This window comes from Thioclava pacifica DSM 10166 (assembly GCF_000714535.1).
GTDB lineage: Bacteria > Pseudomonadota > Alphaproteobacteria > Rhodobacterales > Rhodobacteraceae > Thioclava > Thioclava pacifica.
Genome location: NZ_AUND01000023.1, coordinates 236,401 through 254,175 on the forward strand (window position 1 = coordinate 236,401; position 17,775 = coordinate 254,175).

Genomic DNA, 17,775 nt, shown 5'->3' on the forward strand with positions numbered 1-17,775 from the left:
ATGAAAACGGCCGCCCCGAGGGACGGCCGTTTCAATTCGCTAAGTCAGTCGATCACTCCGGCAGGATACGCACGCCGCCCTTGGCCGCCGAGGAGGCCAGCAGCGCATAGGCCTTCAGCGCGGTCGAAACCTGACGCTTGCGCGGCTCTGCCGGTTTCCACGGCAGCGGGCCTTTCGCCTCGCGGCGCGCGGCCAGAACGTTGTCCGCCACGGCGAGGTTGATCGTGCGGTTCGGGATGTCGATCTCGACGATATCGCCGGTCTCGACGAGGCCGATCAGGCCGCCCTCTTCCGCTTCGGGGCTGACATGGCCGATCGAGAGGCCCGAGGTGCCGCCCGAGAACCGTCCATCGGTCAGCAGCGCGCATTTCGCGCCGAGGCCTTTCGATTTCAGGTACGAGGTCGGGTAGAGCATTTCCTGCATCCCCGGACCGCCGCGCGGGCCCTCGTAGCGGATCACCACCACTTCGCCCTCGACCACCTTGCCGGTGAGGATGCCCGAGACCGCGTCATCCTGGCTTTCGAACACCTTCGCCGGGCCGGAGAATTTCAGGATCGAGTCGTCCACGCCTGCGGTCTTCACGATGCAGCCCTGCTCGGCGATATTGCCATAGAGAACGGCCAGACCGCCATCCTGCGAGAAGGCATGTTCGGCGGTGCGGATCACGCCGGATTTGCGGTCGCGGTCGAGCTCCTTGTAGCGGTTCTGGGTCGAGAAGGCTTCGGTCGTGCGCACGCCACCCGGAGCCGCGCGGTAGAATTCGTCCACGCTGTCGTCATTGGCGACCATCACGTCCCATTTCGCGAGCGCCTCGGCCATCGTGTCGGAATGCACGGTGCGCACGCCGTCGTGGATCAGCCCTGCCCGGTTCATCTCGCCGAGGATGCCCATGATGCCGCCCGCGCGGTGCACGTCTTCCATGTGAACGTCCTGCTTGGCGGGCGCGACCTTGCACAGCACCGGCACCTTGCGGCTCAGACGGTCGATATCCTCCATCGTGAAATCGACCTTGCCCTCATGCGCGATCGCCAGCAGGTGCAGCACGGTATTCGTGGACCCGCCCATCGCGATATCGAGGCTCATCGCGTTCTCGAAAGCCTCGAATGTCGCGATCTCGCGCGGCAGCAGGCCCTTGTCTTCCAGCTCGTAATGGCGGCGCGTGATCTCGACGATCTTGCGGCCCGCTTCGAGGAACAGCTCCTTGCGGTCGGCATGGGTCGCCAGCATCGAGCCGTTGCCCGGCAGCGCCAGACCCAGCGCCTCGGCCAGACAGTTCATCGAGTTCGCGGTGAACATGCCCGAGCACGACCCGCAGGTCGGGCAGGCGGCCTTCTCGATCGCGAGCACTTCCTCGTCGGTATATTTGTCATCGGCCGCCGCCACCATCGCATCGACCAGATCGAGGTCGTGGCCGATGATCTCGGCGCCTTCCTTGCCGGCCTCCATCGGGCCGCCCGAGACGAAGATGACGGGGATGTTCAGGCGCATCGCGGCCATCATCATGCCGGGGGTGATCTTGTCGCAGTTCGAGATGCAGACCATCGCATCGGCGCAATGCGCGTTGACCATGTATTCGACCGAGTCCGCGATCACTTCACGCGAGGGCAGCGAATAGAGCATCCCGTCATGGCCCATCGCGATGCCGTCATCGACGGCGATGGTGTTGAATTCCTTCGCGACACCGCCCGCGCTCTCGATCTCGCGGGCGACCATCTGGCCCAGATCCTTGAGATGGACGTGGCCGGGCACGAATTGGGTGAAGGAGTTCACGACCGCGATGATCGGCTTGCCGAAGTCGTCATCTGTCATGCCGGTGGCGCGCCACAGACCGCGCGCGCCCGCCATGTTACGGCCATGGGTGGATCTACGGGAACGATAAAAGGCCATGAGATTTCCGTTTCTGTCGCGCCCGAGGGGACTCGGGCAATTTCCTGTCGCGGGCCTGAATATAGCATGGGCGCGGCGATGAACAGTGGCGAGATGGCGCGGGGGCTGTGCGGTCTTGCGGGATCTTTCCGGGGGGCGATGTGATCGCGGTGCGGGGTGAACTCGTAGCAGTTGCGATCTCTTGCGCGTCGCGCGCTCACGCCTACCTATCACCCGATGCCCGACACCACCGCCATGCCTCTCCTGCCGCAACGTTTTGCCGACTGGTTCGCCAGCCGCGGCTGGCAGCCGCACAGGCATCAATTGGAGGTGCTGGCGGCGCGCGAAGACACGCTGCTGATCGCGCCGACAGGGGGCGGCAAGACGCTCGCGGGGTTCCTGCCCTCGCTCGTCGATCTGGCCGAGGGACATGACGGGCTGCACACGCTCTATGTTTCTCCACTCAAAGCGCTGTCCAAGGACATCGCCCGCAACCTGCGCGCGCCGGTGGACGAGATCGGTTTGGACCTGCGCATCGAGGATCGCACGGGCGACACTCCCGCGAGCCAGCGTCGTCGCCAGCGCGTGGACCCGCCGCAGATCCTGCTGACGACGCCCGAGAGCCTCGCGCTGATGCTGTCCTACCCGGAGGCGCCGAAAATCTTCGCAGGCGTCCGGCGCGTGGTGCTCGACGAGATCCACGCGCTGGCCGAGAGCAAGCGCGGCGATCAGCTGATGTTGGGCGTCGCGCGTCTGCGCAGTCTCTCGCCGGGTCTCACGGTCACGGGCCTGTCGGCCACGGTCGAGGCCCCGGAAGCGCTGGCCGCTTTCATGGGCGGTGCGCGGGTGATCATGGCCGATCCCGGGCCGCCTCCTGACATCGCGATGCTGCCGACCGAGCGCCCTGCGCCTTGGGCGGGCGGCGGCGGGCGGCACGCGGCCCGCGACGTGATGGCGGCGATCGAGGCCTCGCGGCTCAGCCTCGTTTTCCTGAATACCCGCGCGCAGGCCGAGCTGTTCTTCCAGGCGCTCTGGGAGGTCAACGACGCCGCCCTGCCGATCGGGCTGCATCACGGCTCGCTGTCGCGCGAGGCTCGCCACAAGGTCGAAGAGGCGATGGCGGAGGGCAATTTGCGCGCGGTGGTTTGCACCGGCTCGCTCGATCTCGGGCTCGACTGGGGCGATGTCGATCTGGTGCTGCAGGTCGGCGCGCCGAAGAACGTCAAGCGGCTGGTGCAGCGGATCGGACGCGCCAATCACCGCTATGATGAACCCTCGCGCGCCCGCATCGTGCCGGCCAATCGCTTCGAGGTGGTCGAATGCGCGGCGGCTTTGGAGGCCGTGCGCGAGAGCGATCTGGATGGCGGCGGGCGGCGCTGGCGCGGGCCGCTCGACGTGCTGTGCCAGCATATCCTGCTGACTGCCTGCGCCGGGCCGTTCGAGGCCGATGCGCTTTATGCGGAAGTGCTGCGGGCCGGGCCCTACGCGCGCCTGCCGCGCGCCGATTTCGACGATTGCCTGGAGTTCTGCGCCACCGGCGGTTACGCGCTGCGCGCCTATGATCGCTGGCAGCGCCTGTTGCAGCGCGAGGGCAAATGGCAGCTGCGCGACCCGCGCGCGACGCGTGATCTGCGGATGAATATCGGCACGATCACCGAGACCGAGAAGCTGAAGGTCCGCCGCAAATCCCGGCGCGGCGGCACGCCTCTGGGTGAGGTCGAGGAAGGTTTCGCCGCCTCGCTGTCACCCGGCGACACCTTCCTGATCGGCGGTCAGGTCGTGCGCTACGAGGGCCTGCGCGAGATGGTCGTCGAAGTCACCGATGCCGCCACCCGCGAGCCGAAGATCGCGGTCTTCTCGGGCCTGAAGATGGCGACCTCGTTGGAGCTGTCGCAGCGGGTGCAGCGCCTGATCGCCACGCCCGAGCACTGGGACCAACTGCCGCCCGACACTCGCGACTGGCTGGCGCTGCAACGCGAAATCTCGACCCTGCCCGCCCCCGGCACGCTCACCTGCGAGACCTTTCTGCGCGGCGGGCGGGCGTTCTTCTGCCTCTACGGCTTCGCGGGGCGCAACGCACATCAGACGCTCGCGCTGCTGCTGACCCATCGGATGGAGCAGGCGGGGCTCGGGCCGCTCGGGTTTGTTGCCACCGATTACGCGCTGCTGATCTGGTCGATCGACCCGGTCGAGGATCCCGCGCCGCTGCTCTCGGCCGAAGGGCTGCGGGAGGGGCTGCGCGACTGGCTGGAAAGCAACGCGGTGATGAAGCGCGCCTTCCGCTCCATCGCGACCATCGCGGGGCTCATCCAGCGCAACCTGCCGGGGCAGCGCAAATCCGGCAAACAGGCGACGTTTTCGTCCGATATCCTCTATGACACGCTGCGTCGCTACGACCCCGACCACCTGCTGCTGCGCATCACCCGCGAAGAGGCAAGCCGCGGCCTTGTCGATTTCGACCGGATCGAGGAGATGCTGGCCCAAGGCCGCGAAATCGTGCATATCCGCGCCCCGCATGTGACGCCGCTCGCTGCGCCGCTGCTGCTCGAGCACGGGCAGGTCGGCATTCGCGGCGGCACGGGCGAGGCGCGGCTGATGGAGGAAGAGGCGCAGGCGATGATGCGCGAGGCGGGGCTGGCATGAGAGAGATCACCTTCGCGGGGGTCCGGCTGATCGCGCAGCCCTCGGGCGCGCTCTACTGGCCTGACGAGGGCGCGCTGATCGTCGCCGATTTGCATCTGGGGAAATCGGCGCGGATGGCGCGGCGCGGCGGGGCGCTGCTGCCGCCCTTCGAGAGCCTCGACACGGTCGCGCGGCTCGAGGCGGAGGTGGCGCGACTCAAGCCCTCGCGTCTCATCAGCCTCGGCGATGCTTTCGACGATGATACCGCCGCGAGCGAGATCGCGCCCGAGATTGCCGAATGCCTCGCCGGTGTCGCCGCGCAGACCGAGCTGATCTGGATCGCGGGCAACCATGACCCCGTCGGGCTGGGCCGCGCTCTCGAAGAGATGCGCCTCGGCCCGCTCACCCTGCGCCATATCGCGGGCGACGGGCCGGATCTCTCGGGGCATTACCACCCGAAAGCGCAGATCGCGCGGCGCTCGCACCGGGCGTTTCTCGTGGGGCGCGAGCACCTGATCCTGCCTGCCTTCGGCACCTATACCGGGGGTCTGGATTGCGACGGGCCCGAGCTGCGCGCGCTGGTCGGGCCGGGGATCGCGGTGCTGACCGGGCCGGGAATGCCCGTGCGCCCGATCGGTCAGAGCGCCGCGCGCCAGTCGCGATAACCGGCCCGTTCCAGCGCCTCGCGCGCGGCAATGAAACCGGGGCGGTCAGGCTGCGGATCCGGGATCGGCGTGATGGCGGCGAGATCGTCGAGGCCCAGCCCATGCTCGCGCCGCCCCGCCCGGATCAGCGCGAGATACCACTCGAACGGCGTTAGCCCCACCTGCCGCATCAGTGCGCGATAGGTGAAAGCGCGCTGGCCGGTCGCGAGCATGATCTCGATCTTCTCGTAATGCATCCCCGCTCCCTCGGCCGCATCGAGCGCGGGGATGTCCGCCGCCGAGATCTCGAACAGAACGCCCGGCGCTGTCGCCGCCCCTTGCGTGATCGTCGCCTTGCCGGTCCCGTCGCGGCCATGTTTCGAGAAATCGAGCGCATGGCCGGGGATCATGGCCCTCCCGATAGCCCGCGCCGAGGGACAGCGTGCAGCAAGGCGCGATGTGAGAAGGTTCGAACCGTAGGCGAGGTAGGGGAGCGTCATGCGTGCACTCTAGCGGGGGCGCGTGCTGGCGAGAAGAGACCGTCGCGATATCGCGGGCGCCTGTGTCGCGCGATGAGGGCAGCGCCCGAGCCTTGGGGTGAGCTGCGTTTCGGAAGGCTTCCAGTGGAAGCCTTCAGCGGCGAACGCGCCGCGCGTCGCGGCGCAGGGGGCGCTTGTGTTTTGCGATGAGGGCAGCGCCCGAGCCTTGGGTGGGCGCTTTCCCGTCGCTCGTGATGGGCGATTTATCTCGAAAGCCCGGACGCGGGGCGAGCGGTGTTCGACATCGCCAATGCGCCCTCCCGGGGGGAGGGTCGGGCGCTGCCCGGGCTGGTCGCCCGGGCGAGCATATCATCTATGCATCTCGCAATACTCTTTCAGGAGGCAAAGCACCCGATCGGCATTTGTGATGGCCATCTGTATGAGCACTGGGTCGTATGCAGCTATCTTTAACCGCTCGCTGTTTCCTTTTGTGCCTGCTTCGATCACTAGACGGCCCTCATGGATGAAATGAACTCCGTGCACTGCTCTGTGTCGATCGTCTAAGCTTCTCAGGATTTGTTGTCCAAGTTACAATAGTTCTGGCTTCGCTTTTTCACTGGGCGAAAGCGAATCTAAAGTAGATTTCAATTTGTCTGCTAATTGCTTGGTCCGTTGCCTTAGTTCGTCAGTTCTTTTCGTAAACTCTGGAGAAGTCGGTTCTAAACCTTCCACCAGACAGACGAGACGGGCTGCCCACAACTCGATCCGCGCGCAAGTCTGCACGTAGATTCCGAGCGCTAGCAAATAGTCGTCAGGTAGATCTTCTTGGACCTGATAGCGAGGCTCCGTCACCGCGCCTCCTCAAACATCCAGCTCCTCCACGAACTGCGCGTTCTCCTGAATATACTGGAACCGCAGCTCGGGCTTTTTCCCCATCAGACGCTCCACCAGATCGCCGGTTTCCCCCGGCTCGTCGTCGTGGATCGTCACCCGGATCAGCTTGCGCGTCTCGGGGTTCATCGTGGTGTCCTTGAGGTCCTTCGCGTCCATCTCGCCCAGACCCTTGAAGCGCTGCACGTCGATCTTGCCCTTACCACCGAGGCCCTTGGCGAGCATCGCCTCTTTCTCGGCGTCGTCGGCCACGTAGATACGCTTCGCGCCTTGGGTCAGGCGATAGAGTGGCGGGCAGGCCAGATAGAGGTGCCCCTGGTCGATCATCGGACGCATCTGGGTGAAGAAGAAGGTCATCAGGAGCGAGGCGATGTGCGCCCCGTCCACATCCGCGTCGGTCATGATGATGACCTTGTCATAGCGCAGGTCGTCGACGTTGAACTTGGTGCCGAGGCCAACGCCCAGTGCCTGAGTCAGATCGTTGATTTCCTGGTTCGAACCCAGTTTCGAGCTCGCCGCGCCCAGCACGTTGAGGATCTTGCCGCGCAGGGGCAGCAGCGCCTGATGCTTGCGGTCGCGGGCCATCTTGGCCGAGCCGCCCGCCGAGTCGCCCTCGACGATGAACAGCTCCGTGCCCTCGCGATTGGTGGCCGAGCAATCGACCAGCTTGCCGGGCAGGCGCAGCTTCTTGGTGGCCGTTTTGCGCTGGGTTTCCTTCTCCTGCCGGCGGCGCAGGCGCTCCTCGGCGCGCAGCACGAGGAAATCGAGGATCGCGCCGGCCGATTTCGTGTCCGAGGCCAGCCAGTTGTCGAAATGGTCGCGTACCGCGCCCTCGACCAGACGATGCGCCTCGACGGTGGCGAGGCGGTCCTTGGTCTGGCCCACGAATTCCGGCTCGCGGATGAAACACGACACCAGCGCGCAGCCCCCGGTGATCAGGTCGTCGCGGGTGATCTGCGCGGCCTTCTTGTTGTTCACCAGCTCGCCATAGGCGCGGATACCCTTGAGGATCGCGGCCCAGAAGCCCGCCTCATGGGTGCCGCCCTCAGGCGTCGGCACGGTGTTACAGTAAGACTGGATGAAGCCGTCGCGCGAGGGCGTCCAGTTGATCGCCCATTCGACCGAGCCCGGTACGTTGAACTTCTCGCGGAACTCGACCTTGCCCGAAAACGGACGGTCGGCATAGGTGGACGCGCCGCTCAGCGTCTCGGTCAGGTAATCGGCCAGACCGCCGGGGAAATGGAAGGTGGCTTCGGTCGGGGTCTCGCCATCGTCAATCTCGGATTTCCAGCGGATCTCGACGCCCGAGAACAGATAGGCCTTCGAGCGCACCATCTTCAGCAGGCGCGCGGGCTTGAAGCGGTGATGGCCGAAGATCTGTTCGTCGGCATGGAAGGTCACGGTGGTGCCGCGGCGGTTCGGGGCGGCGCCGATCTTCTGCACCGGGCCTTCGGGGATGCCGCGCGAGAAACGTTGCTCGTAGAGCTCCTTGTTCTTCGCGACCTGCACGACCATCAGATCCGACAGCGCGTTCACGACCGAGGCGCCCACCCCGTGCAGACCGCCCGAAGTCTCATAGGCATCGCCCGAAAATTTGCCGCCTGCGTGCAGCGTACAGAGGATCACCTCCAGCGCGGATTTGCCGGGAAATTTCGGATGCGGGTCGATAGGGATGCCGCGCCCGTTATCGCGCACGACAATCGAGTGATCGGCGAGCAGTTCGACTTCGATGCGCGACGCGTGACCGGCGACGGCCTCGTCCATTGAGTTGTCGAGGATTTCGGCCACCATGTGATGCAGCGCGCGCTCATCGGTGCCGCCGATATACATGCCGGGGCGTTTGCGCACGGGCTCGAGACCTTCGAGCACCTCGATCGAGGAGGCGTCATAGGCTTTCTCATCCTTGGGCGTCAGAAGATCGTCGGCCATGCTGCTCGCTTTCTCTTGTAGTTGTCAGTTCAAGAGATACAGCAGGTTGGGGCGGAGGGGCAAGATTGCCCCTCCGTCCCGGTCCTCTCCGTAGGCCCCACCCCCACGGAAAAGTAGCTCTTAGGCAACGCGCGCCATTAGCAGCATCGACCCCACCGCCATCGCGATTCCGAGAACCTCCCGCATGGCGACTTTCTCGCCGAACAGGACGACTCCCATCGTCACCAGAGCCATCAGTGTGAAGAGAGCGGAGGCAACGCCCGTTTGCGCCAGCGAAACGTGACGCAATGCAAGAAACCAACCTGCCGCCGATGCCGCATAAAGCGCGCAGCCGAGGAAGACAGCCGGCGAATGCAACGCATGACCCCTATCAACGGCGGTTTTCAAAACGAAATCGCCAGCAATCACTACAAGCGTCGCACCGAGGCACAGACCGTATCCGAGCAAGGCAGACATCACACACCACTCCACTTCACCCGATCAACATGACGCAGGGGCAGCTGTTCCACCAAGCGCGAAACAGGCGTTGGTAGGGAAATCCTGACCGCTTGGTAAGGATGACCTGACTAAAAAGTCATGTCCGTTTTGGAGGATTGCTCAAGGACTGGGCGAGCGTTTGTGGGCGGCGCGTGATTTCACCCGAATTTGCTCCGAATCGTTCAGACTTTTTCGGCCTCGCGCTTGGCCCACATCGCGCGGAAGGCGGGCCGTTTCTGGCACAGCGCGATCCAGCTTTGCAGCCGCGGATAGGGATCGAGGAAGGGCGGGTGATCCTGTCCGTAGCGCAGGATCTCGGCGAGGTTGAGATCGGCCACGGTGAAGCGACCGCCGACCATGTTGCTGTGGCTGCCCAGATGGGCCTCAAGCGCGAGCAGCGGACGGGCGAGCTTCGAGCAGAGCGCGGCGATTTCGGCTTTGCCCTCGGGCGTGTCCTGTTCCTTGCGGCGGTAGATGAAGCTCAGCGCGAGTGCGTCGGTCTCGACCCAGGTTGCGGCGAAGAGCGCCCATTGCTCCATCTGGGCCAGCTCGTTCTCATGGGCTGGCGCAAGCGGCCCGCCCGCCTTGCGCGCAAGATGCAGGTTGATCGCGAGCGACTCGGTCAGAAGCAACCCGTCGTCTTCGAGCACCGGGATCGCGCCCATCGGCGAGAGCTTTCGAAACTCCGGCGAGTGCGTATTGAGCGGCGCATCCGGCGCGAGCGGATCCTTGAAGCGATTGGCCTGTGCGACGAAGCGCAGCTTGAAAGGCAGGCCGAGCTCTTCGAGCAGCCACAGCGCGCGGCTCGCCCGGGAATGATAGTTGCCGTAGATCGTGATCATCTGTCCCTCCGGTCCGTCCCCGCAATCTGGCGCCCGAATGCATCAGGGAAAGCCAGCAGACACGCGTTTTTGATGCGTATCAAGGCGGATAATCGACATTTGCGCTAAAGCTTTCGCGATTTGAAATCGGAGGGATGTGCATGAAGGATCAGGTCGTGACCGAGAAGAAAAGCAAGACCGAAGACGAGGCCCCTGAGTCGAAAGTGGCGGTGCCTGTGGCGGTGGTCGAAAAGCCCGCCGATCCGGCGGATGCGCATCCGGCGATCCAGCCCGGAAAGCCGGGGGCGAGCGGTGCGAAGAGCTTCCCGCGCGTCGATCCCGACGCGGTGCGGCTGGCCTTCGAAACCGGCAAATACCCCTATTCCCGCAAGATGGGCCGTCCCGCCTACGAAAAGGAGAAGGCGCAGCTTCAGGCCGAGCTTCTGAAGGTCCAGAAATGGGCGCAGGAGACGGGCGAGAAATTCGTGATCCTGTTCGAGGGCCGCGATGCGGCGGGCAAGGGCGGCACGATCAAGCGCTTCACCGAACATCTCAACCCGCGTTTCGCGCGTGTCGTGGCGCTCAACAAACCCTCTGAGGCAGAGCTCGGCCAGTGGTATTTCCAGCGCTATATCGAACACCTGCCGACTGCCGGGGAGATGACCTTCTATGACCGCAGCTGGTACAACCGCGCAGGCGTCGAACGCGTGATGGGGTTCTGCAAACCCAATGATTACCTCGAATTCATGCGCCAGACGCCCGAACTGGAACGGATGTTGGCGCGCTCGGGAATACGGCTCTACAAATACTGGTTCTCGGTTACCCGCGAGGAACAGCGCCGGCGGTTCAAATCGCGCGAGACCGATCCGCTCAAGCGTTGGAAGCTTTCGCCGATCGATATCGCCAGCCTGAACCGCTGGGACGATTACACCGAGGCGAAGGAGGCGATGTTCTTCTACACCGACACCGCCGATGCGCCCTGGACCATCGTGAAGTCGAACGACAAGAAGCGCGCGCGGCTGAACTGCATGAAGCATTTCCTTTCGACGCTCGACTATCCCGACAAGGATCCGTCGATCGCAACGCCGCCCGATCCGCTGATCGTCGGCCATGCGAGCCATGTCGTGCATTCAGCTGATCACATTTTGGGCGCATCGCTTCATCCTGATCAGCGGCGCGGCAGCAACTGAGCAATGACCCGCCCGTGACCGGCGCGTGAGGCAAAGAGGTCTTGCCGCGCCGGTCTTCGCGATCCATCTCTGGTTGAAGAGTTGGAGGACGTAATGGGTTGGAATGAGCGCTTCGCAGGTGCGGATTACCTCTATGGCAAAGCGCCCGCGGCTTTTGTCGCGCGGCAAGCCTGGCGCATTGCGCCGGGTTCTAAACTGCTGAGCGTGGCCGAGGGGGAAGGCCGTAACGGCACCTACCTCGCAAGCCTTGGCGTGCATGTCACGGCACTGGAAGGGGCGCCGAATGCGCGGCGCAAGGCGGTGGCGCTCGCAGATGAACGCGGCGTGTCGCTTGAAATCACCCCGGCCGACCTGCGCGGCTTCGACTGGCCCGAGGCGGAATATGACGCCGTGCTCGCCTGTTTCATCCAGTTTGCCGACCCGGCTTTCCGCGCCGAGATTTTCGATGGGATCGCGAAAGCGCTGAAACCCGGCGGGATCGCGCTGATCCATGGGTTCGCGCGCCGCCAGCCGCGCTACGGCACTGGAGGGCCCGGCATCGTCGAGCAACTTTACGATCTCGACCTTCTTCGCGATGCCTTCCCACGCTGGGAGGTGCTCCATCAGGCCGATTATGACGGTGAACTGGATGAAGGAGATGGCCATTCCGGCCTTGCCGCTCTGGTTGATTTCGTCGCCAGAAAGCCCGTGCGCTGAGCGCGTCTGAACGTCTCGTAACCTCATTCTACGCCGAGCTCGCGGGGTTCCGTCGCTTGCGATTTCGGGCCGGGCCTCGTTCGGCGTAAAAGCGCCGAATACCAATGGGTTCCTGACAGCGTCAGCAGGTCGCATGTGCTTTCGCGCACAAAACGGGTGTCTTTAGGCTTTCACGGTAATGTGTAACACTCATTCCGGGAAACGTCTGACGTAACGAATTGATTGGGAGATCATCACAATGCGCAAGTCCCTCCTCGCTCTTACCTTCCTGCTGCCCGCTACTGCCGTTCTGGCGCAATCGCCCGAAGACGCGGTGAAGGCGCGTCAGGGCTATTTTGAAATGCTCGGTGCCCAGATGGCGGTGCTTGGCCCGATGGCCCAAGGCAAGATCGACTTCGACGCCACCAAGGCCCAGATCGCTACTGACAACATCGCGGCACTCGCCAAGGTGAACGTCGCGCCGCTCTTCATGGAAGGCACTTCGACCGATGACATGGCCGACACCAAGGCCAAGCCCGAAATCTGGTCGAACATGGAGCTCTTCGGTGAGAAGGCGACCGCCTTCCACGAGGCCGCTGCTGAGATCTCCGCAGCCGCGGGCAGCCTCGAGACGCTGCAGCCGGCGGTTGGCAAGCTCGGCGGCAGCTGCAAAGGCTGCCACGACGAGTTCCGCGCGAAGTAAGCGCGATGAAGGACACCCAAGGCATGAAGACCCGTGTCGTGAAAGTCTGGGATCCGGTTGTCCGGTCCTTTCACTGGCTTCTGGTGCTCGCCTTCGCGGCGGCATGGGGGCTGGGCGAGTGGGGCCCGAACCAGATGACCTGGCATTTCTATTTCGGCTACACGGTCGGAGCGCTGGTGGTGATCCGCTTGATCTGGGGGTTCGTGGGGACGCGCAACGCGCGCTTCGCGAACTTCCTCTACGGTCCGGGCAAGGTGGTGGAGTACCTGCGCCACTTGCCTGACCGCTCCCCTTCGAACTGGGTGGGGCACAACCCGCTCGGTGGCTGGTCGGTCCTGGTGATGCTGGGTCTTTTGATCGTGCAGGTCGTGACCGGGCTGACGGCCGATCCGAAGGATTACATCAATGTTGGCCCGCTCGCCGGCTACGTGCCTGAAAGCTTCAGCGTCGATCTCGCCCCGCAGATCCACGAGATCGTTTCGACGCTTCTGCTGATCGTCGTCGTGGTCCATATCGGCGCGATCGTCTTCTACAAGCGTTGGAAGGGCGAGAACCTCGTCAAGCCGATGATCACCGGCAAGAAGGAGGTCGAGGAGGAATAACCCTCTCTTGACCGGTCCGGTTTGCAGGGCTAGCGAACCGGAATGCATGCACCCACTCCGATAGCCACCGAGCCGATGTCGATCGCCCGTCACCTGCGGGCGATCCTTTTGCTTGGCCTGCCGCTGATCGGGTCGAACCTCGCGCAAATGCTGCTCAATGTCACCGATACGGTGATGGTGGGGTGGTATGGCGTAGAGGCGCTGGCGGCGCTGGTGCTGGGCACTTCGTTCTTTTTCTCGATCTTCATGCTCGGGAACGGCATCGCGCTGGCGATGATGGGGAGGGTCTCGGCGTCGCTCGGCGCGGGGGATGAGCTACAGGCTCGGCGCGATACGCGGATGGGGATGTGGCTCTCAATCCTCTTCGGGCTCGCCATGCTGCCGGTATTCTGGAACTCGGCCGCGATCCTGCGCGCGCTGGGCCAGCAACCCGCAATCGCGGCGCTGGCGCAGGATTACCTGCGTATCCTGGGGTTCGGACTGGCGCCCGCGCTGGTGATGATGGTGATCCGCGCCTATCTCTCGGCGCAGGAGCGCACGGCGGTGTTGCTGTGGATCACGCTTGTCGGTGTGGTGGTGAATGCTGGTCTGAACTGGATCTTCATCTTCGGCAATTGGGGGGTGCCCGAAATGGGCGTGCGCGGCGCGGCGCTGGCCTCGCTGCTGGTGAACCTGATCAGCCTTCTCGCGCAGGCGATTTATGCGAGCCGGGCACGGGGACTCGAGCATGTACAGCTCTTCCAGCGCTTCTGGCGTCCCGATTGGGAAACGTTCTGGGCGGTGGCGCGGGTCGGCCTGCCAGTCGGGCTGACTGCTGTGGCGGAAGGGTCGATGTTTCAGGCCTCGGCGCTGATGATGGGCTGGATCGGCACGGTGGAACTGGCCGCGCATGGGATCGCGCTCCAGATCGCCTCGATCGTTTTCATGGTGCATATGGGCCTGTCGAATGCCGCCACGGTACGCGCGGGGCGGGCGCATGGTGCGCGCGACGTGCGGCTGTTGCGCGACGGGGCTCTGGTCTCCGTTGCACTGTCGCTGGGGGTCGGGCTGCTGACGGTTCTGGCCTTTGTCTTTGCAGGCAAATGGCTGACGGAGCTGTTTCTCGACGAGGCGAACCCGGCCTCCGCCGAGATCGTCACTTATGGCGTGCGCTTCCTGATGGTCGCAGGGATTTTTCAGCTTTTTGATCTGATGCAGGTGATGGCGCTGGGGCTGTTGCGCGGGGTGCAGGACACGCGCGTGCCGATGTGGATGGCGGGCCTGAGCTATTGGCTGATCGGTATCCCGGCGAGCTATCTGCTCGCCTTCGTGCTGGGCTATGGCGGCGTCGGGCTTTGGTTCGGTCTGGTGCTCGGCCTGGCCTCGGCGGGCGGGCTCATGATGTGGCGCTTCTGGCGCGGACCTTGGCTGGAGGGCTGAGCGAGGCGCACCCCGTTCTGCCCCCGTGGATTTAGCGCACGCCGAGCCCCGCCCGCATCAACGTCTTGCGCACCGGCTTGAGCGAATAGAGCGCGCCCAGAACGCCTGCGCGCAGATCGCGCAGCGGGCGCGCCTCGACCATGGAGGCACGGTTGAGCAGGTCGATCCCGATCTCGCGCGCTTTCACCTCGGGCCAACGGCGGCGGTGATAGGCGTCGAGCATCTTCGCCTCGCCCAGATGCGCCGGATCTTCTTCGGCCAGTTTCAGAAGGAATGTGAGATCGGCGAGGCTCATGTTGAGCCCCTGCGCGCCGATCGGCGGAATTACATGCGCGGCTTCCGCGATCAGCGCCACGCGCTGCGCCGAGAACCGATCCGCGATCTGGGTCATCATCGGCCAGACCGCGCGGCGGGTCACCAGCTTCAGCGGGCCCAGAATACCGGTCGAGCGCTCCATCATCGCGGCCTCGAACTCCTCGACGGGCAGGGCGGCGAGGCGTTCGGCCTCGGCGGCGCGCTCCATCCAGACGATGGCCGACGACGGCGAGCCGTCCCGGTCGGGCAGCGGGACCAGCGTGAAGGGGCCACCCGAGCGGTGGATTTCGGTCGAGACATTGCCATGCGGGATCGGATGCGTGACCGAGAAGGCCAGCGCCTTCTGCCCGTAGCGGACCGTCTTGACGCCAATCCCGGCGGCTTCGCGCACGAAGGAGTTGCGCCCGTCTGCGGCGACGACGAGCCGCGCGCGCACATGGGAGCCATCCGACAGCGTCACCTCGGCCCCGCTTTCGCGAGTCACAAGCCCGGTCGTCGCCACGCCGGGGCGGAAATCGACCTGCGGGATCTCGGCCAGGTGCGCGACCATCTCGCGGCGCAGAAGCCAGTTCGGGAAGTTCCAGCCGAAGGGCTCGTCCGACAGGTCGGCCGCGTCGAAATCACGGGTCAGCCGCGCTTCATGCTCTTCGCCGCCTGCGTCGATGATGCGCATGATCTGCAACGGTGCCGCATGGGGCGCGAGCCGGGCCCAAAGGCCGGACGCCTCAAGAACGCCGCGCGAAGGATGCAGGAAGGCGGTTGAGCGCATATCGGCACCGCTGGCGCCCTCTTCCGTGACGGGCGGGGTCGGATCAACGCAGATCGTCGTGAAACCCGCGCTCCCGAAGGCCGCGGCCGCGGTGAGACCCGCGACGCCGCCGCCGGAAATCAGGATATCGGTTTCGAGGATCTTGGATTGCTCAGGCATGGCTCGGCTCCGACTGTTGCGCGCATACCATGCCGCGCGCGTCCGAAAGAGGCAATCGCCCGAACCGCCCTGCGGCGATCCTTCGCGGCGTCAACTGATCGAGATGCCGACGAGGATGACGAAGATCGCCAGCGTCAGGACAACCATCCAGACCGTCAGGCCGAGCAGGCCATAAAGCGCGGTGCCGACAACGAGCCCGAGCACGATGATCGCGGCGATGATGTAGAAGGTGACGGGGCTGGTGGTGTCAGCGGGGGTCGCGGTGGCGCTCATGATGTCCTCCAATGCAAAACAGGGAAAAGGTCTGTTGCGCATTCATGTTATATTATGACATAACTTTTTCGGACAGGACGCATCTTGTCGCATGTTGAAGGCCCGGATCGGGCGATCCGGGCCTTTGGCCGCATGAGCGGAAATAGGTGCTTTGGCCGAAGGCCAGACGCGACGGCTCAGCCGCCGGCGGTCATCACCACCAGAACGGCAAGCATGATCCAGGTGGCGCCAACGGCCCAGAGGATCAGGCCACCGAGGCCCATGATTGCGGTCATGCCGGCTGCGAGGCCGAGGATCACGAGCGCGAGGGTGTACATGAAGCCACGCGAAACTTCTTTCGCGTCGGTGTCGTGGTGGTCGGCGACGTAGGTCGCCGCGCCGGTGTCGGCGGTCGTCATGGTCATATCGAATCTCCCGAGACTATCTCCCTGATAGCCCCTTCGACTTAGCGAGCCGGGGGCGTGGTTTAAAGACACATCCCCGTGCCAAATTGTCGCATCTGTGTCACATCCGGGTCAGGTCTTCGTGAGATTGGCGAGGAACCGCGCAAGATCATCGGTGTGATGGTGGATGTGATCCTCCGGCGCAGGGGTCGGGGCCACATGGACTGTCTTCATCCCGATCGCATGGGGGTGGCGCAGATTGCGGATATCATCCTCGAACATCGCGCCCCGTTCGGGGGTGATCCCGGCGCGGGCGAACACTGTGTCGAAGGCCTGAGGGTGGGGTTTGGGGTGGAACTCGGCATGCTCGACCCCGAAGATCCCGTCAAACAACCCGCTGAGCCCGCGCGCTTCCAGAACCCGCTCGGCATAAGGCGCTGAACCGTTCGTATAGACGATCTTGCGCCCGGGCAGCGCCGCGATCCCGGCCCGCAACGCGGGGTCGGGGTCAAGATGCGCGAGCGAGATGTCATGCACCTCGTGCAGATAGGGGGACGGGTCGACATCATGCTCGTGCATCAGACCCGCGAGCGTCGTGCCATAGAGCTTCCAGTAATGGTCGCGCAGGTGATCGGCCTCGAGACGATCTACGCCAAGCGAGCGCATCACATACTCGGTCATCTTCACCTCGATCTGGTCGAAGAGGCGCGCCGAGGGGGGATAGAGCGTGTTGTCGAGATCGAAGACCCAGTTGGTGACGTGGTCGAAATCGGGTTTCGGATCGGCTGGGGAGCGAGACATTGTCATGGCGCGCAGGCTAAGCGGGGGGGCGAGCGAGCGCAATCTGCTTGTCAGCGGACGGCGCGCGCGCCTAATCTTGCGGCAAGACAAGGCAGGACCAATGCAAAAAGACGCCTATACCCTCATTCTCGACGCGATCGACGAAGGGATCTACCGTCCCGGCGACCGGCTCGTGGAATCCGAACTGGCCGAACGTTTCGGCGTGTCGCGCACGCCGGTGCGCGAGGCGCTGCAGCGGCTTGAAACCCAACAAATGCTGGCGCGCGACGGACGTTCGCTGATCGTGGCCTCGCTGGATCACAACCAACTCGCCGAGCTCTATGTGGTGCGCGCGGAGCTGGAGGCTCTGGCGGCGCGTCTGGCGGCGAAACATGCGGCCCCCGAGGAGGTGCGCGTGCTGCAAAACATGATCGATGAGGATCGTGGCCAGCTTGAGGATCCCGAGGCGTTGAGCCGGGCGAACCGGCGTTTTCACCACCAGATCCATCTCGCCTCGCACAATCGTTACCTCGTTCAGCAACTTGACCTCGTGCATCGCTCGATGGCGCTGCTCGCGACGACTTCGCTGGCGGTGAAAGGGCGTGGCACGGCCGCGCTCGACGAGCATCAGGCGATCGTCGATGCGATCCGCGACGGCGATGGCGAGGCCGCCGCGCAGGCGCTGCGCGCCCATATTTCCCGCGCCTTCGAGACGCGGCTCAAGCTGGATGCCACGCGCCACGGCACGGCAGGCCATTGGGCAGAGGCGCTCTGATC

17 protein-coding genes are annotated in these 17,775 nt (G+C 64.5%); 8 read left to right on the plus strand and 9 right to left on the minus strand.

Going from position 1 to position 17,775, the window contains the following annotated elements; genetic code table 11:
* Window positions 1-52 precede the first annotated feature (52 nt).
* Window positions 53-1,888, minus strand: coding sequence for a dihydroxy-acid dehydratase (ilvD, locus tag TP2_RS10400; RefSeq protein ID WP_038077008.1), 1,836 nt, complete (start codon window positions 1,886-1,888; stop codon window positions 53-55).
* A 234-nt stretch (window positions 1,889-2,122) separates the two neighbouring features.
* On the opposite strand from ilvD, the gene TP2_RS10405 reads away from it, so the two are divergent.
* Both TP2_RS10405 and pdeM read left to right on the plus strand, forming a co-directional pair.
* Window positions 2,123-4,510 (plus strand): ligase-associated DNA damage response DEXH box helicase, encoded by a 2,388-nt coding sequence (locus TP2_RS10405; RefSeq protein ID WP_038077672.1) that lies wholly within the window; start codon window positions 2,123-2,125, stop codon window positions 4,508-4,510.
* On the plus strand, window positions 4,507-5,154 hold the full coding sequence (gene pdeM / locus TP2_RS10410) for a ligase-associated DNA damage response endonuclease PdeM (protein ID WP_038077012.1): 648 nt from the start codon (window positions 4,507-4,509) through the stop codon (window positions 5,152-5,154). The genes TP2_RS10405 and pdeM overlap by 4 nt, the downstream gene beginning before the upstream one ends.
* On the opposite strand, the gene TP2_RS10415 is transcribed toward pdeM, so the two are convergent.
* The 4 genes from TP2_RS10415 to TP2_RS10430 form a co-directional block, all read right to left on the minus strand.
* Window positions 5,127-5,633 (minus strand): gamma-glutamylcyclotransferase family protein, encoded by a 507-nt coding sequence (locus TP2_RS10415; RefSeq protein ID WP_038077015.1) that lies wholly within the window; start codon window positions 5,631-5,633, stop codon window positions 5,127-5,129. The two genes, pdeM and TP2_RS10415, sit on opposite strands and share 28 nt — an antisense overlap.
* 840 nt (window positions 5,634-6,473) lie before the next feature.
* A complete protein-coding gene (gene parE / locus TP2_RS10420) occupies window positions 6,474-8,432 on the minus strand; it encodes a DNA topoisomerase IV subunit B (RefSeq protein WP_038077017.1) in 1,959 nt (652 codons plus the stop codon).
* Between the two features lie 120 nt (window positions 8,433-8,552).
* Complete coding sequence (locus TP2_RS10425; protein WP_038077019.1) at window positions 8,553-8,888, minus strand: hypothetical protein; 336 nt, start codon at window positions 8,886-8,888, stop codon at window positions 8,553-8,555.
* Window positions 8,889-9,091: 203 nt separating this feature from the next.
* A complete protein-coding gene (locus TP2_RS10430) occupies window positions 9,092-9,751 on the minus strand; it encodes a glutathione S-transferase family protein (protein ID WP_038077021.1) in 660 nt (219 codons plus the stop codon).
* Between the two features lie 140 nt (window positions 9,752-9,891).
* Here TP2_RS10430 and ppk2 point away from each other — a divergent pair, with 140 nt between their 5' ends.
* The 5 genes from ppk2 (at window position 9,892) to TP2_RS10455 (ending at window position 14,319) form a co-directional block, all read left to right on the plus strand.
* Window positions 9,892-10,920, plus strand: a complete 1,029-nt coding sequence (gene ppk2 / locus TP2_RS10435) for a polyphosphate kinase 2 (protein ID WP_084714160.1) — start codon at window positions 9,892-9,894, stop codon at window positions 10,918-10,920.
* 93 nt (window positions 10,921-11,013) lie between these two features.
* Entirely contained in the window at window positions 11,014-11,616 is a 603-nt protein-coding gene (locus TP2_RS10440; protein WP_051692471.1) for an SAM-dependent methyltransferase, read from the plus strand.
* 238 nt (window positions 11,617-11,854) lie between these two features.
* Complete coding sequence (locus TP2_RS10445; RefSeq protein ID WP_038077026.1) at window positions 11,855-12,298, plus strand: c-type cytochrome; 444 nt, start codon at window positions 11,855-11,857, stop codon at window positions 12,296-12,298.
* A 5-nt stretch (window positions 12,299-12,303) separates the two neighbouring features.
* Window positions 12,304-12,900, plus strand: a complete 597-nt coding sequence (locus TP2_RS10450; protein ID WP_038077029.1) for a cytochrome b/b6 domain-containing protein — start codon at window positions 12,304-12,306, stop codon at window positions 12,898-12,900.
* A gap of 42 nt (window positions 12,901-12,942) precedes the next feature.
* The gene (locus tag TP2_RS10455; RefSeq protein WP_240473745.1) at window positions 12,943-14,319 is read left to right on the plus strand and encodes an MATE family efflux transporter; all 1,377 of its coding nucleotides are present in this window, start codon (window positions 12,943-12,945) and stop codon (window positions 14,317-14,319) included.
* Between the two features lie 31 nt (window positions 14,320-14,350).
* Here the strand turns inward: TP2_RS10455 and TP2_RS10460 are convergent, their stop codons facing one another.
* The 4 genes from TP2_RS10460 to TP2_RS10475 form a co-directional block, all read right to left on the minus strand.
* A complete protein-coding gene (locus TP2_RS10460; protein ID WP_038077033.1) occupies window positions 14,351-15,562 on the minus strand; it encodes a UbiH/UbiF family hydroxylase in 1,212 nt (403 codons plus the stop codon).
* Between the two features lie 90 nt (window positions 15,563-15,652).
* On the minus strand, window positions 15,653-15,835 hold the full coding sequence (locus TP2_RS10465) for a hypothetical protein (protein WP_038077035.1): 183 nt from the start codon (window positions 15,833-15,835) through the stop codon (window positions 15,653-15,655).
* 176 nt (window positions 15,836-16,011) lie between these two features.
* Entirely contained in the window at window positions 16,012-16,239 is a 228-nt protein-coding gene (locus TP2_RS10470; RefSeq protein ID WP_038077038.1) for a hypothetical protein, read from the minus strand.
* 111 nt (window positions 16,240-16,350) lie between these two features.
* Window positions 16,351-17,019 (minus strand): pyrimidine 5'-nucleotidase, encoded by a 669-nt coding sequence (locus tag TP2_RS10475; RefSeq protein ID WP_038077041.1) that lies wholly within the window; start codon window positions 17,017-17,019, stop codon window positions 16,351-16,353.
* Between the two features lie 100 nt (window positions 17,020-17,119).
* Between TP2_RS10475 and TP2_RS10480 the strand changes: the two genes are divergently transcribed.
* On the plus strand, window positions 17,120-17,773 hold the full coding sequence (locus TP2_RS10480) for a GntR family transcriptional regulator (protein WP_038077044.1): 654 nt from the start codon (window positions 17,120-17,122) through the stop codon (window positions 17,771-17,773).
* Window positions 17,774-17,775 lie beyond the last annotated feature (2 nt).

What these genes read in the sequence shown, in the direction of transcription:
- ilvD (WP_038077008.1), bottom strand. Translation starts at nt 1,888, where the DNA reads ATGGCCTTTTATCGTTCCCGTAGATCCACCCATGGCCGTAACATGGCG.
- TP2_RS10405 (WP_038077672.1), top strand. Translation starts at nt 2,123, where the DNA reads ATGCCTCTCCTGCCGCAACGTTTTGCCGACTGGTTCGCCAGCCGCGGC.
- pdeM (WP_038077012.1), top strand. Translation starts at nt 4,507, where the DNA reads ATGAGAGAGATCACCTTCGCGGGGGTCCGGCTGATCGCGCAGCCCTCG.
- TP2_RS10415 (WP_038077015.1), bottom strand. Translation starts at nt 5,633, where the DNA reads ATGACGCTCCCCTACCTCGCCTACGGTTCGAACCTTCTCACATCGCGC.
- parE (WP_038077017.1), bottom strand. Translation starts at nt 8,432, where the DNA reads ATGGCCGACGATCTTCTGACGCCCAAGGATGAGAAAGCCTATGACGCC.
- TP2_RS10425 (WP_038077019.1), bottom strand. Translation starts at nt 8,888, where the DNA reads ATGTCTGCCTTGCTCGGATACGGTCTGTGCCTCGGTGCGACGCTTGTA.
- TP2_RS10430 (WP_038077021.1), bottom strand. Translation starts at nt 9,751, where the DNA reads ATGATCACGATCTACGGCAACTATCATTCCCGGGCGAGCCGCGCGCTG.
- ppk2 (WP_084714160.1), top strand. Translation starts at nt 9,892, where the DNA reads ATGAAGGATCAGGTCGTGACCGAGAAGAAAAGCAAGACCGAAGACGAG.
- TP2_RS10440 (WP_051692471.1), top strand. Translation starts at nt 11,014, where the DNA reads ATGGGTTGGAATGAGCGCTTCGCAGGTGCGGATTACCTCTATGGCAAA.
- TP2_RS10445 (WP_038077026.1), top strand. Translation starts at nt 11,855, where the DNA reads ATGCGCAAGTCCCTCCTCGCTCTTACCTTCCTGCTGCCCGCTACTGCC.
- TP2_RS10450 (WP_038077029.1), top strand. Translation starts at nt 12,304, where the DNA reads ATGAAGGACACCCAAGGCATGAAGACCCGTGTCGTGAAAGTCTGGGAT.
- TP2_RS10455 (WP_240473745.1), top strand. Translation starts at nt 12,943, where the DNA reads ATGCATGCACCCACTCCGATAGCCACCGAGCCGATGTCGATCGCCCGT.
- TP2_RS10460 (WP_038077033.1), bottom strand. Translation starts at nt 15,562, where the DNA reads ATGCCTGAGCAATCCAAGATCCTCGAAACCGATATCCTGATTTCCGGC.
- TP2_RS10465 (WP_038077035.1), bottom strand. Translation starts at nt 15,835, where the DNA reads ATGAGCGCCACCGCGACCCCCGCTGACACCACCAGCCCCGTCACCTTC.
- TP2_RS10470 (WP_038077038.1), bottom strand. Translation starts at nt 16,239, where the DNA reads ATGACCATGACGACCGCCGACACCGGCGCGGCGACCTACGTCGCCGAC.
- TP2_RS10475 (WP_038077041.1), bottom strand. Translation starts at nt 17,019, where the DNA reads ATGTCTCGCTCCCCAGCCGATCCGAAACCCGATTTCGACCACGTCACC.
- TP2_RS10480 (WP_038077044.1), top strand. Translation starts at nt 17,120, where the DNA reads ATGCAAAAAGACGCCTATACCCTCATTCTCGACGCGATCGACGAAGGG.